The sequence below is a fragment of the Mesorhizobium sp. M7A.F.Ca.US.006.01.1.1 genome, from assembly GCF_003997935.1.
GTDB lineage: Bacteria > Pseudomonadota > Alphaproteobacteria > Rhizobiales > Rhizobiaceae > Mesorhizobium.
The window spans coordinates 1-12,418 of the sequence record NZ_RZQL01000063.1 but is presented as its reverse complement, the minus strand read 5'-3'; the positions used below and the strand labels follow the sequence as shown (position 1 = coordinate 12,418).

At 62.5% G+C, this 12,418-nt stretch carries 14 protein-coding genes; 3 read left to right on the top strand and 11 right to left on the bottom strand.

Annotation, left to right across the window (positions count from 1 at the left end; all coding sequences use genetic code 11):
* Window positions 1-92 precede the first annotated feature (92 nt).
* The 6 genes from EN943_RS13410 to petA form a co-directional block, all read right to left on the bottom strand.
* Window positions 93-638, bottom strand: a complete 546-nt coding sequence (locus EN943_RS13410) for an adenine phosphoribosyltransferase (protein WP_013529989.1) — start codon at window positions 636-638, stop codon at window positions 93-95.
* Window positions 639-647: 9 nt separating this feature from the next.
* The gene (locus tag EN943_RS13405) at window positions 648-1,793 is read right to left on the bottom strand and encodes an alpha-hydroxy acid oxidase (RefSeq protein WP_127412958.1); all 1,146 of its coding nucleotides are present in this window, start codon (window positions 1,791-1,793) and stop codon (window positions 648-650) included.
* A 175-nt stretch (window positions 1,794-1,968) separates the two neighbouring features.
* Entirely contained in the window at window positions 1,969-2,664 is a 696-nt protein-coding gene (locus EN943_RS13400; RefSeq protein ID WP_127412957.1) for a phosphatase PAP2 family protein, read from the bottom strand.
* A 127-nt stretch (window positions 2,665-2,791) separates the two neighbouring features.
* Window positions 2,792-3,664, bottom strand: coding sequence for a cytochrome c1 (locus EN943_RS13395; protein ID WP_127412956.1), 873 nt, complete (start codon window positions 3,662-3,664; stop codon window positions 2,792-2,794).
* Window positions 3,665-3,692: 28 nt separating this feature from the next.
* Complete coding sequence (locus EN943_RS13390) at window positions 3,693-4,994, bottom strand: cytochrome b N-terminal domain-containing protein (protein ID WP_013529985.1); 1,302 nt, start codon at window positions 4,992-4,994, stop codon at window positions 3,693-3,695.
* A gap of 16 nt (window positions 4,995-5,010) precedes the next feature.
* The gene (gene petA / locus EN943_RS13385) at window positions 5,011-5,571 is read right to left on the bottom strand and encodes a ubiquinol-cytochrome c reductase iron-sulfur subunit (protein ID WP_013529984.1); all 561 of its coding nucleotides are present in this window, start codon (window positions 5,569-5,571) and stop codon (window positions 5,011-5,013) included.
* A gap of 314 nt (window positions 5,572-5,885) precedes the next feature.
* On the opposite strand from petA, the gene EN943_RS13380 reads away from it, so the two are divergent.
* Window positions 5,886-6,230, top strand: a complete 345-nt coding sequence (locus tag EN943_RS13380; protein ID WP_127412955.1) for a cupin domain-containing protein — start codon at window positions 5,886-5,888, stop codon at window positions 6,228-6,230.
* A gap of 3 nt (window positions 6,231-6,233) precedes the next feature.
* Here the strand turns inward: EN943_RS13380 and EN943_RS13375 are convergent, their stop codons facing one another.
* From EN943_RS13375 to EN943_RS13355, 5 genes are read right to left on the bottom strand one after another with little or no spacing between them, the layout of a single operon-like run.
* A complete protein-coding gene (locus EN943_RS13375) occupies window positions 6,234-6,545 on the bottom strand; it encodes a DUF6665 family protein (RefSeq protein ID WP_127412954.1) in 312 nt (103 codons plus the stop codon).
* Window position 6,546: 1 nt separating this feature from the next.
* A complete protein-coding gene (locus tag EN943_RS13370) occupies window positions 6,547-7,026 on the bottom strand; it encodes a GNAT family N-acetyltransferase (protein WP_127412953.1) in 480 nt (159 codons plus the stop codon).
* Between the two features lie 4 nt (window positions 7,027-7,030).
* Complete coding sequence (locus EN943_RS13365; RefSeq protein ID WP_127412952.1) at window positions 7,031-8,914, bottom strand: ABC transporter ATP-binding protein; 1,884 nt, start codon at window positions 8,912-8,914, stop codon at window positions 7,031-7,033.
* A 10-nt stretch (window positions 8,915-8,924) separates the two neighbouring features.
* Window positions 8,925-10,811 (bottom strand): ABC transporter ATP-binding protein, encoded by a 1,887-nt coding sequence (locus EN943_RS13360; protein ID WP_127412951.1) that lies wholly within the window; start codon window positions 10,809-10,811, stop codon window positions 8,925-8,927.
* A gap of 29 nt (window positions 10,812-10,840) precedes the next feature.
* Window positions 10,841-11,236, bottom strand: coding sequence for a hypothetical protein (locus EN943_RS13355; protein WP_127412950.1), 396 nt, complete (start codon window positions 11,234-11,236; stop codon window positions 10,841-10,843).
* Window positions 11,237-11,682: 446 nt separating this feature from the next.
* Between EN943_RS13355 and EN943_RS13350 the strand changes: the two genes are divergently transcribed.
* The gene (locus EN943_RS13350; protein WP_127412949.1) at window positions 11,683-12,141 is read left to right on the top strand and encodes a tRNA (cytidine(34)-2'-O)-methyltransferase; all 459 of its coding nucleotides are present in this window, start codon (window positions 11,683-11,685) and stop codon (window positions 12,139-12,141) included.
* A gap of 175 nt (window positions 12,142-12,316) precedes the next feature.
* On the top strand, window positions 12,317-12,418 hold a 102-nt coding region (locus tag EN943_RS13345), incomplete at its 3' end, for a MerR family DNA-binding transcriptional regulator (RefSeq protein ID WP_127412948.1).

The window sequence follows — 12,418 nt, the reverse complement described above, 5'->3', positions numbered from 1 at the left end:
TTAAACTCGACGGTCGTACCTACCCCTCACCCTGCTCCGCTCGCGTTGCTCGCTTCGCTTCCCTCTCCCCGTAAACGGGGCGAGGGAGAAACCTAATGCCCCTCGAACCCAATCAGCGTCCTGACCGGCACGCCGAGCGCCTCCAGCTTGGCGCGGCCGCCGAGGTCCGGCAGGTCGATGACGAAACAGGCGGCGAGGATGTCGGCACCAATCTGGCGCAGCAGCTTGACCGCCGCTTCCGCGGTGCCGCCGGTGGCGATCAGATCGTCGACCAGGATCACCTTCTCGCCCGGAGCAACACCGTCCTTGTGCATCTCCATCTCGTCCAGCCCGTATTCCAGGCTGTAGGCGACGCGCACCGTCTCGTAGGGCAGCTTGCCTTTCTTGCGGATCGGCACGAAACCGGCCGAGAGCTGGTGGGCGACGGCGCCGCCAAGGATGAATCCACGCGCCTCGATGCCGGCGATCTTGTCGATCTTTTGGCCGGCATAGGGATGCACCAGTTCGTCGATGGCGCGGCGGAAGGCGCGCGCATTGCCGAGCAGCGTGGTGATGTCGCGAAACAGGATGCCGGGCTTGGGATAGTCCGGAATGGTGCGGATCGCGGCAAGCAGCGTGTCTTCGAGCGAGGATTTCATGGGTCGAGATTACCTGAAACGGAGGTTGTTGCGCGACAATTGTTCGATCGAACTGCAGCCCATCAGCTTCATGCCGCGTTCGATCTCGACCCGCATCTGCTCAAGCGCCCGTTCGACGCCGGGCTGGCCGGCCGCCGCGAGCGGAAACAGATAATAGCGGCCGAGACCAACGGCCTTGGCACCGAGCGACAGCGCCTTCAGCACATGGGTGCCGCGCTGCACGCCGCCATCCATGATGACGTCGATCCTGTCGCCAACGGCGTCGACGATCTCGGCAAGCTGGTCGAACGCCGCCCGCGAACCGTCCAGCTGCCGGCCGCCATGGTTCGACAGCACGATGCCGCTGCAGCCGATGTCGACGGCGCGTCTTGCATCCTCCACCGACATGACGCCCTTGAGGCAGAACGGACCCGCCCAAAGCTTGACCATCTCGGCGACGTCGTCCCACGTCATCGACGGGTCTAGCATCTCGGTGAAGTAGCGGCTGATCGACATCGTGCCGCCGCCCATGTCGACATGCTCGTCGAGCTGCGGCAGCTTGAACCCCTCATGGGTGAAGTAGTTGATCGCCCAGGCCGGCTTGAGCGCGAACTGTGCCATACCGGCGAGGTTGAGCTTGAAGGGAATGGCAAAGCCGGTGCGTTTGTCGCGTTCGCGGTTTCCTCCGGTGATGCTGTCGACGGTCAGCATCATCACCTCGACGCCAACCGCCTTTGCGCGCTGCATCATCGCCCGGTTAAGACCGCGATCCCGATGGAAATAGAACTGGTAGACCTGCGGGCTGCTGCTGATGCTGCGCGCCTCCTCCAGACTGACGGTGCCCAGTGAGGAGACACCGAACATGGTGCCGTATTTGGCGGCGGCCCTGGCGACCGCGCGCTCGCCCTGGTGATGGAACAAACGCTGCAAGGCGGTCGGCGAGCAATAGAACGGCATCGCCAGCTTCTGGCCCATGACCGTCACCGACATGTCGACTTCGCTCACTCCGCGCAGCACGTTGGGAACCAGGTCACAGGTCTCGAAGCTTGCGGCGTTGCGGCGGTAGGTGACCTCATCGTCGGCCGCGCCATCGATGTAATTGAAGATCGGCCCGGGCAGCCGCTGCTGTGCCATCCGCCGGAAATCGGAAAAGTTGTGACAGTCGCTGAGCCGCATCATCGAATTCCAAAGGCCATGCCGGGGCAAGTCGCTCGCCGCCGTTGCTGCGTCGAATATCAACCTGTTGTCGCCGTGCCAACGGACTATTTTTCGAGCTGTCCTCCGGACATGGCCATGAGCAAAAAAAGGGACGCCGAAGCGCCCCTTTCTGGTCTACTCCGACTGACGAAGATTACATGCCGAGATCCGAACGAAGCTCGGCCCTGGCCACTTCATATTCGGCTTTGAAGTCGTCCCGGTTGAGCAGGACCGCGGCGATGACGCTGCCCGAAATCCTGCCCATCTCGACGTCGGACGCATAGTGAATGCCGCCGACCTCTCGGTTGTGGGCGTATTCGGCCGCACGCGCCATGATCTCGGCGCGCTTTTCCGGAACCATATCGGACAGGATGATGCCCATCATGGTGCCGACGGTGGCGTGGCCGGACGGCCAGGAACCGGAGCTCGACAGCTTGACCGCCGGCTTGACGAGGTCGCTGAGCTGGTGCGGGCGCGGGCGCTTCCAGATATCCTTGGCCGGATCGACGACGGCGCCTTCGGTGGCCACGACGCGGTCGAAGAAGGCGCTGAATCTCGGCAGCGTTTCCTTGTTGAATTTCGGACCCATGACATTGGCAAAGCGCCAGACATTCTCCTCGGCATCGGCCACCGCGCTGGCGACCATCTCGGGCGTGCGCGTCACCTGCAAAGTCAGCACCTCGCCGAGTTCGGCCTTGGTCTGCGCCGAATCGTTTGCCGGCGGCGGCGGCAGGATCATCGTCAGGTCGACATCCTTGTTGGTGACGAAGGGCTGGGCGTCTTCCGCTTGCGCGGCCGAGCCGACGATGAGCAGCAGCAGGCCTGCCGCGAGCGATGCGTATCTGTTCATGGGTGCGATCCTTTGATGAGAGCAGCACAGGATCGCCGGATGCGATGACGGCCATGTGACATGACCAGCCTCCGAAAATGCAAAAGGGCGCCTCTCGGCGCCCTATGCGATCACTTGATTGTGTGGCCTAGTGGGCCACGCCTTCCCACACCTTGCGCTTGGTGAGATAGACCAGCGCGCCGAACAAAAGCAGGAACACCAGAACGCGAAAACCGGTCTTCTTGCGGTCTTCCATATGCGGCTCGGCCGCCCACGCCAGGAAGGCGGAGACGTCGCGGGAATACTGGTCGACGGTCTGCGGCGCACCGTCATCATAGGTGACCTGGCCGTCAGAGAGCGGCATGGGCATCTTCAGCGACACGCCGGACATGAAGTACGGATTGTAGTGGGTGCCTTCCGGGATCACCATGCCGGCCGGCGGCGTCTGGTCGTAGCCGGTCAGCAGCGAATGGATATAGTCGGGGCCGCCCGCGTCATACTGGGTGAAGATATCGAAGACGAACTGTGGGAAGCCGCGTTCGACACCGCGTGCCTTGGCCAGCAGTGACATGTCGGGCGGAGCAGCACCGCCATTGGAGGCAGCGGCGGCTTCCTCATTGGCAAAGGGCGGCGGGAAATGGTCGGACGGCTTGCCGGGACGGTCGAACATGTCGCCGGCATCGTTGGGGCCGTCGTGGATCGTGTACTCGGCCGACAGCGTCTTGATCTGCGCATCGGAATAGCCGAGGTCCGACAGCGTGCGGAACGCCACCAGGTTCATCGAATGGCAGGCCGAGCAGACTTCCTTGTAGACCTTGAGGCCGCGCTGCAGCTGCGCCTTGTCGTAAGTGCCGAACGGGCCGGTGAAGCTCCACTTCATCTCTTTCGGCTCGTTGATCGGGAAGTGCGTGGGCGCTGCAGCGTTGTGTGCCTCTTCGGCGGCGATCGCCCGAGTGCCCGCGGCCCCAGCGGCGACGGCCACAAGGCCGATCAGCGCCAGCGAGGTGAGAATCTTTTTCATGCCAAATCCCCTTAGATTCTCTACCCGCTCAGCCTTTGGTTTCCGGAGCCGCCGTGGCGCCCGCCGGATGTCCACTGCCGCCCTTGTTCTTCTCGAGCACTGCCTCGGTGATCGAGTTCGGCAGCCGTCGCGGCGTCTCAATCAGGCCGAGCACCGGCAGCGCGATCAGGAAGAAGGCGAAGTAGAACAATGTCGCCATCTGCGCCATGAACACATAGCTGCCTTCGGCCGGCTGCGAGCCCAGCCAGCCAAGCAGGATGGCATCGGCCACGAACAGCCAGAAGAACAGCTTGTACCAGGGCCGGTAAACCGCCGAGCGCACCTTCGAAGTGTCGAGCCACGGCACCAGGAACAACATGACGATGGCGCCGAACATGCATAGCACGCCGCCGAGCTTGGAGTTGATCGGCCCGACATTGAAGGTGATGGCGCGCAGGATCGCGTAGAACGGCAGGAAGTACCATTCGGGCACGATGTGGGCCGGCGTCTTCAGCGGGTTGGCGACGATGTAGTTGTCGGGATGGCCGAGATAGTTCGGCAGGTAGAAGACGAAATAGGCGAAGAAGAACAGGAACACGATCATGCCGAACGCGTCCTTGATGGTCGCGTAGGGGGTGAAGGCGACGGTGTCAGTCTTCGACTTGACCTCGATGCCGGTCGGGTTCGACTGACCAACGACATGCAGCGCCCAGATGTGCAGCACGACAACGCCGGCAATCATGAACGGCAGCAGGTAATGCAGCGCAAAGAAGCGGTTCAGCGTGGGGTTGTCGACGGCAAAGCCGCCGAGCAGCAGCTGCTGGATCCAGTCGCCGACCAGCGGAATGGCGCTGAAGAAGCCGGTGATGACGGTGGCGCCCCAGAAGCTCATCTGGCCCCATGGCAACACGTAGCCCATGAAGCCGGTCGCCATCATCAGGAGATAGATGATGCAGCCGAGGATCCACAGCAGTTCGCGCGGCGCCTTGTAGGAGCCGTAATAGAGGCCACGGAAGATGTGGATGTAGACGGCGACGAAGAAGAACGAGGCGCCGTTCGAATGCATGTAGCGCAACAGCCAGCCCGAATTCACATCGCGCATGATCTTCTCGACCGAGCCGAAGGCCAGATTGGTGTCGGCCGTGTAATGCATCGCCAGCACGATGCCGGTCAGGATCTGCGCCACCAGCATGATCGACAGGATGCCGCCGAAGGTCCACGCATAATTGAGGTTGCGCGGCACCGGATAGGCAACGAAGCTGTCATAGACCAGCCGCGGCAGCGGCATGCGGGCATCGAACCAGCGTCCGAGACCGGTTTTGGGCGTATAGGTCGAGTGTCCCTCGCTCATCGAAATATCCCCTGCCTCAACCGATAAGGATCTTGGTATCGGAAATGAACTTGAATACCGGAACTGCCATGTTCTCAGGCGCCGGGCCTTTGCGGATGCGGCCGGCGGTGTCGTATTGCGAACCGTGGCACGGGCAGAACCAGCCGCCGAAATCGCCTTCCTGGCCAAGCGGAATGCAGCCGAGATGCGTGCAGACCTGAACCATCACCATCCACGCTTCCTTGCCGGGCGTGGTGCGATTGGCGTCGGTCGCGGGTGCGTCGGCCGGCAGATTGGCGTTGCGGGCGATCGGATCCTTGAGATCGGCCAGCTTGACCGCCTCGCCGTCCTTCATTTCCTGTTCGGTGCGGTTGCGCACCACGACCGGCTTGCCGCGCCATTTGACGATCAGCGACATGCCCGGCGTCAGCGAGGCGACGTCGACTTCGACCGAGGCGAGCGCCAGCGTCGAGGCGTCGGGGCGCATCTGGTCGATGAACGGCCACGCGAAAGCACCCGCGCCGACCACTGCGGCCATGCCGGTGGCGACGTAGAGAAAATCACGACGGTTGGGATCCTGGGTGTCGGTTGCGCTCACGGGTGCCTGATCCTTTCGCCTCTTCCGTGCCGGTGGCTGAGCCTTGTTCCCCGCTCAATTACGCCAACCCGACAGCGCATGGCGAACAGGCTTGCGAATTCCTCCGGCATTTGGACTTCGGTTTATGCGTGAAGCCCGTTTTTGTCCAGACGGGTGAAGGCACAAGGGCAGATTGTCGCGGGGACAAAATCCGCCGCCGGTCAACACGACGCCGGATAGCCGCCAACCATCACTAAACAACCGGGAAACAACCGCAAATCCGACGCCCTTGTTCGGCTCGACACAAGGCCCCAGCCGGGTCTATCCTTGTCATCATGGCACACGTCATAGACCGCGACACCTGGTCTGTTCGCTCCGACCATTGGAAGGGCGAGTTGCAATGTAGCGCCTACGGCTCCAACTCCTGCCTGATCTTCAACTATCTGCCTAATGTCGGCGGCGGTCCACGGCTGCACACGCATCCCTACGCGGAGATCTTCATCATCCGCCAGGGCGCCGGCCTGTTCACCGTCGGCGACCAGGAGATCGAGGCATCCGCCGGCCAGATCCTGATCGTGCGCCCCAATACGCCGCACAAATTCACCAATCTCGGCCCAGGCCCGCTGGAAACGACCGACATCCACGAGAATGGCAGCTTCATCACCGAATGGCTGGAGTGATCCCTATTTCGCGCCGAGCCTGGCCAGCACCGCTTTCGGGATGTTGTATTCACGAATGACGGCATCTTGCTTGCGCAAGCCGCACAGCTCGCGCTGGATGAAATAGCCATGCACCGCCTCGGCGGCATCCTTGAGCAGAAGGGGGCGCAGTTGCTCGTCGGCATTGTCGCGCAGCCTGGCCAGCGTTTCCTCTACCCGCTGGCCGGCGCGGCCAAGTGCTGCCGCCTTTTCCGCCAATATTTCATGGCCGAGTGCGTCGAAGGCGGCTTCGGCGGCCGAGCCGCCGGCAAGATGAGATGGCGGACGCAAGGACATTTCAGCCTCCTTTCCCGAAAACCATGCGGTGTGTGACGAACTCTTCGCCTGCCACGCGCTGAAAGCCAAGCCGTTCATAGAAACCGAAGGCTTCTTGCGGCGCGCGGGTGTTCAGCGCCGCGAAATGGTGACGTGCCCTGTCGATAACGGTTTCGACCAGCATCCGGCCAAGGCCGGCGCGACGGTGGCGCGCACTGACGAACAGGTGCCGAACCCGGCCCTGGCCCCTGCCCTCGAAATAGGGATCGATGTTCAACCCGCACACGCCGGCGAGTTCCCTTTCATACCAGGCTCCGTATAGCGCCTCGCCCCGTTTCAGGAACTTGTTGCGGCCACTTGCCCAGCCATCCGCAAGGCGTACCAGCATCCAGTAGCCTTCCAGCCGGCTCTCTTGCTTCAGCGTGTCGAAGGCCGGCATGGTCGGCCGAAGCCGCTTGAGCACGTAGCCGACCTCTGAGATGGCGCCTGTTGATCCACCCATGGAGCTACTCCGCCGGGCGTGTCTCTTCGAGCACGCTGTCCTCGTGATAGAGAAAACCGCCGGACTGCCGCTTCCACAGCCGCGCATAGAGCCCGTCGAGTGCTACCAACTGGTCATGCGTGCCCTGTTCGACGATGCGGCCGCCATCGAGCACCACCAGTCGGTCGAGTGCCGCGATCGTCGACAGCCGGTGGGCGATGGCGATGACCGTCTTGTTTTCCATCAGCCGCGTCAGATTCTCCTGGATCGCCGCCTCGATGTCGGAATCGAGTGCCGAGGTCGCCTCGTCAAGAATCAGGATCGGCGCATCCTTGAGGAACACGCGGGCGATCGCCACGCGCTGGCGCTGGCCGCCCGACAGTTTGACGCCGCGCTCGCCGACAAAGGCCTCGTAGCCGGCGCGGTCCCTGTTGTCGCGCAAGGTCAGGATGAACTCGTGCGCCTCGGCCTTTTTCGCCGCCGCGATCACCTCGGCGTCGGTCGCGTCAGGCATGCCGAGCTTGATGTTGTCGCGCAGCGAACGGTGGAACAGCGCCGTATCCTGGCTGACGACGCCGATATTGGCGCGCAGCGAATTTTGCGTGACTTTGGCGACATCCTGGCCATCGATGGTGATCGACCCGCTCTCGAGATCGTAGAGGCGCAGGATCAGATTGGCGAGGGTCGTCTTGCCGGCGCCAGACGGACCGACCAGCCCGACCTTCTCGCCGGGCTTGACGACGAGGTCGATGCCGTTCAGCACGCCGAAACCCTTGCCGTAATGGAACTCGACGTTCTTCACCTCAATGCGCCCGCCTGCCACCACGAGTTCCTTGGCGTCGGACGCATCGGTGAGGCCGAGCGGCTGCGAAATCAGCGCCTTGGAGTTCTCCAGCACACCGAGGTTTCGCAAGATGCTGTTGAGCTGCATCATCAGCCGGCCGAGCAGCATGTTGAGCCGCAGCACCAGCGACAGGGTGAAGGCGACCGCGCCGACGGTGATCGAGCCCTCGACCCAGAGATAGACGGCAAAGCAGCCGATCGCCGTGATCATGATGCCCGACAGCGTCGTCAGCGCCATGCGCACGCCCGTCAGCCGGCGGGTGAACGGGCGCAATGCGTCGAGGTAGATGTCGAAACCGTTCCTGATGTAGCGGTCGTCGCCGTCGACCGAGAACAGTTTCAGCGTCTGCACGTTGGAATAGGAATCGACGATGCGGCCGGTGATCATCGAGCCGGCCTCGGCTGTTTCCTCGGCATGCTTGCGGATTACCGGCAAATAGAGCTTGGCCAGCCAGCCGAAAGCGGAAATCCAGATCACCACCAGCACCGCCAGCCTGAGATCGAGGCCTGCGACCAGCGCCAGCGTCGTCACCGTATAGACGATCATGAACCAGACGACCTCGATGAAGCTTTCCATCAGGTCGCCGGTGGCTTGCCCCGCCTGCCAGACCTTTGTCGCGATGCGGCCGGCGAAATCGTTCTGGAAGAAGGCGTAGGACTGGCGCGAGACATGCCGGTGCGCCTGCCAGCGCACCAGATTATAGAAGCCCGGCGTGATCGTCTGTTCGTCGACCAGCGCCGAAAGGCCAACGACGATGGTGCGGATGACCAGCACCACCACGGCCATGAAAACCAGTTCAGGGCCGGCGGCGGCCCACAGTGCGTGCCAGCTGCGCTCGGCGGGAAGCTGGTCGAGAATATCGACCAGCCGCCCGACGAAGTAGAACAGGCCGGCCTCGACCAGCGGCGCGATGCCGCCGATGACCAGCATGGCGAAGAAGGCGAATTTCGCCTGGCCGACATAGTGCCAGAGGAAGCCGCCGACGCTGGTCGGCGGCCGAAGATTCGCTGGCTCCCTGAACGGATAGACCCAGTTCTCGAACCAGCGATAGACGGCTGTCATCATGCGGCGGCCATCATTCTGCGGCTTGCCCCTTCGCAAGTGCGTCGTTGGCGGCGTCGGCGGGACCGTCCTCAAGCAGGAACCCGCCCGACTGGCGCAGCCAGAGCTGCGCGTAGAGCCCGCCCTTGGCGACGAGTTCCTCGTGTGAACCTTCCTCGATGACACGACCTTTGTCCATCACCACCAACCTGTCCATCGCCGCGATGGTCGACAGCCGGTGTGCTATGGCGATGACGGTTTTGCCTTGCATGAGCTTGTAGAGATTCTCCTGGATCGCCGCCTCGGCTTCGGAATCAAGCGCCGAGGTCGCTTCGTCAAGGATAAGTATAGGTGCGTCCTTCAACATAACGCGAGCAATGGCGACGCGTTGCCGCTGGCCACCGGACAATTTGACGCCGCGGTCGCCGACATGGGCATCGAAGCCCTTGCGGCCGCTGGCATCCGAAAGCCCTGATATGAAATCCAGCGCCTCGGCGCGCCGCGCCGCCTCGACAAGCATCTCGTCGGTGGCATCGGGTCGGCCATAAAGGATGTTCTCGCGCACCGAACGATGCAGCAGCGAGGTGTCCTGCGTGACCATGCCGATCTGCGCACGCAGCGAATCCTGCTTCACGCCGGCGATCTCCTGGCCGTCGATCAATATCTGCCCGGCTTCGAGGTCGTAGAAGCGCAGCAACAGGTTGACCAGCGTCGACTTGCCGGCGCCGGAACGGCCGACGATGCCGACCTTCTCGCCCGGCTTCACCGCCAGCGACAGGCCTTCGATCACACCCTTCTGCTTGCCGTAGTGGAAGCGGATGTCCTCGAAGCGGATCTCACCCCTGGAAACGCTGATCTCCTTCGCGTCCGGCCTGTCCTCGACAAGGCGCGGCAGCGAGATCGAGGCGATACCGTCCTGCACCGTGCCGATGTTCTCGAACAGGCCCGACATTTCCCACATGATCCATTGCGACATGCCCCACAATCTGAGCACCAGGCCGATGACCACGGCGACCGCGCCGATCGTCACGGCTTGCCCCAGCCACAGCCACAGCGCCATCGCGGTCACCGAGAACAAGAGCAGCGCGTTCAGTATGTAGAGCGAGCCGAAAAGCACTGTCACCAGCCGCATCGACCGGTAGACCGTTTCGAGAAAGCCGGACATGCCGTCTTTGGCGAATGACGCTTCGCGGCGTGCATGGCTGAACAGCTTGACCGTCTGGATGTTGGAGTAGCTGTCGACGACCCGGCCGGTCATGATCGAGCGCGCATTGGCCTGTTCCTCGCCGACCTTGCCCAGCCGGGGAATGAAAAACCGCAGCAAAAGGATATAGCCGACCAGCCAGACGCCGAGCGGCGCGGCCAGCCGCCAGTCGGCCGAGCCGACAATGAGCAGCATGCCGAGGAAATAGACGATAACGTAGTTCAGGACGTCGATCACCTTGATGACGCATTCGCGCACGGCGAGAGCCGTCTGCATCAGCTTGGTCGCGATGCGGCCGGCGAACTCGTCCTGGTAGAAACTCATCGACTGCTTGAGCAGATAGCGGTGCACCTGCCAGCGGATGCGCATGGGATAGTTGCCCATCAGCGTCTGCTGGTTGAGCAGCGAATGCAGCCATACCGTGCCCGGCAGCGCGAACAGCACGATGAAGGCCATGCCGGCGAGCTTCCAGGCTTCCGTCTGCAGGAAGGTTTCGCGATTCTGCCCCGACAGCCAGTCGACGATGCTGCCGAGGAAGCCGAACATCCATACTTCCGCGATCGCGATGGCCGTCACCAGCACCGCGTCGAAAAGGATATAGGGCCACGCGCCGCGCGTATAATGCACGCAGAAGGCAACCAGCGTCTTGGGCGGCTCGACCGGTTCCGCCGCGGGGAACGGATCGAGCCTTTTTTCAAACCAGCTAAACAACAACATAAGTCATGCCTGTGAAATGTGTTTGCCGCTTACGCGGCACGTGAGCGTACGAAGTCCCCGGTACCCATTGCATCAAGGGCCGACGGTCCAGAATCACCCGGACCGTCGGCCATGCTTCGCGCAATATAGGGGCTCGCGGGCTTTTCGCCGACAACTGCGCCAGACGATCCTGACGACACGGTGCCGCCAGCCCGATTTTTCGCGCCCGGCCTGATCAGCCGGATGATCCGGCGCACCAGCGACGGCCGGCTGTGGTCAGGGACCGCGCGCGAAAAATCGACATCCGGCAGCATGCCGCGATGCGGCCGGCGGCGAACCTCGGCGTGAACCGCCGACGAATAGGTGTCGCCGATCAGCAGCGCCCAGGTCGGCAGTCGGTGGATATGCAGGCTCCTCGAGCCCGGTATTCTGTAGGGATCGAACATCGGTCCGTCCTCCGTGTGAAAATCGAGATAAAAAGGCGAAGCAATATCGTCCGCCGGCATTCGGCCGGAGGCACGCTTTGCGTCGGTCTGAACATGACGACGATCGTCGGTCCGGACAGCTTCAGATGGGGCGTTCAGCCCTTTTGACTTTTTGAAAAACATCGCAGGATTCCTTCGAGAGCCGAAAAATCGTTTCGGCGGGAATCGGTGCGATCAAGTCTTAGAGAGTCAGGAGAATCGTCGTACCGAAACCGCCGGCAGGCAGGTAAGCCCACGAGAGGGGCGCTGGATGTGCATGGTCATCATGAATTACCCCTCCATCGGTTCGGGTTGACAATGCTGGTTGTATACCCGACTTCGCAGAAAATGGCCACCCGCAGGTCCAGCAATTTCCAAAACCGCCAGGCCGCTGTGGCCGATCCGCCACTTATTAGAAGGACGCGGAAATGAACTGTCGTCTCCGCATCGCGCTCTACCAGCCTGACATTGCCGGCAACACCGGAACAATCCTGCGCTTCGCCGCGTGCCTCGGACTCGGCGTCGACATCATCGAACCGGCCGGATTTCCGCTCTCCGACAAAGCGCTCAAACGAGCCGGCATGGACTACCTCGAAATGGCCGCCCTGACCCGGCATGTCGACTGGCACGCCTTCGAGGAATGGCGCAAGGCTGGTTCGCGCCGGCTGGTGCTGCTGTCGACCAAAGCCACGACGGCCTACACTAGCTTCATCTTCGCCGAAGGCGACATACTCCTGTTCGGCCGGGAATCCGCAGGCGTGCCGGATCCTGTCCATCAGGCGGCGGATGCGCGGCTGACCATCCCCATGCAAGCGGCGGCGCGCAGCATCAACGTCGCGCTGTCCGTCGCCATGGTGGCGGGCGAAGCCATCCGGCAACTCGGCTAGCATCCGCAACCCGTCGACAACACCACGCCTGTCGTCGACGACGACAGGGGTTTCCCCCACCTATTCTTACCCAGGCGCACATCGCCTTCTCCTGCATTTGCCCAAACGATCTTTCTTCGCTACAAGCTCAACTTAACTTGAGGTCAAGAAGAAAAAACGGAGCGGAAAGTCGGGAATGGCGCCGGTAACGGAATTGACGGTCGGCCAGGTCGCCATGCGCAGCGGTGTGGCGGTGTCGGCATTGCATTTCTACGAGGCCCGCGGCCTGATCCGCAGC

Excerpts from the sequence above, each read along its gene's own strand:
- EN943_RS13390 (WP_013529985.1), bottom strand. The coding sequence starts at position 4,994 with ATGAGCGAGGGACACTCGACCTATACGCCCAAAACCGGTCTCGGACGC.
- EN943_RS13350 (WP_127412949.1), top strand. The coding sequence starts at position 11,683 with ATGAACTGTCGTCTCCGCATCGCGCTCTACCAGCCTGACATTGCCGGC.
- EN943_RS13360 (WP_127412951.1), bottom strand. The coding sequence starts at position 10,811 with ATGTTGTTGTTTAGCTGGTTTGAAAAAAGGCTCGATCCGTTCCCCGCG.
- EN943_RS13395 (WP_127412956.1), bottom strand. The coding sequence starts at position 3,664 with ATGAAAAAGATTCTCACCTCGCTGGCGCTGATCGGCCTTGTGGCCGTC.
- EN943_RS13380 (WP_127412955.1), top strand. The coding sequence starts at position 5,886 with ATGGCACACGTCATAGACCGCGACACCTGGTCTGTTCGCTCCGACCAT.
- EN943_RS13410 (WP_013529989.1), bottom strand. The coding sequence starts at position 638 with ATGAAATCCTCGCTCGAAGACACGCTGCTTGCCGCGATCCGCACCATT.
- EN943_RS13370 (WP_127412953.1), bottom strand. The coding sequence starts at position 7,026 with ATGGGTGGATCAACAGGCGCCATCTCAGAGGTCGGCTACGTGCTCAAG.
- EN943_RS13365 (WP_127412952.1), bottom strand. The coding sequence starts at position 8,914 with ATGATGACAGCCGTCTATCGCTGGTTCGAGAACTGGGTCTATCCGTTC.
- EN943_RS13375 (WP_127412954.1), bottom strand. The coding sequence starts at position 6,545 with ATGTCCTTGCGTCCGCCATCTCATCTTGCCGGCGGCTCGGCCGCCGAA.
- EN943_RS13355 (WP_127412950.1), bottom strand. The coding sequence starts at position 11,236 with ATGTTCGATCCCTACAGAATACCGGGCTCGAGGAGCCTGCATATCCAC.
- EN943_RS13400 (WP_127412957.1), bottom strand. The coding sequence starts at position 2,664 with ATGAACAGATACGCATCGCTCGCGGCAGGCCTGCTGCTGCTCATCGTC.
- EN943_RS13405 (WP_127412958.1), bottom strand. The coding sequence starts at position 1,793 with ATGCGGCTCAGCGACTGTCACAACTTTTCCGATTTCCGGCGGATGGCA.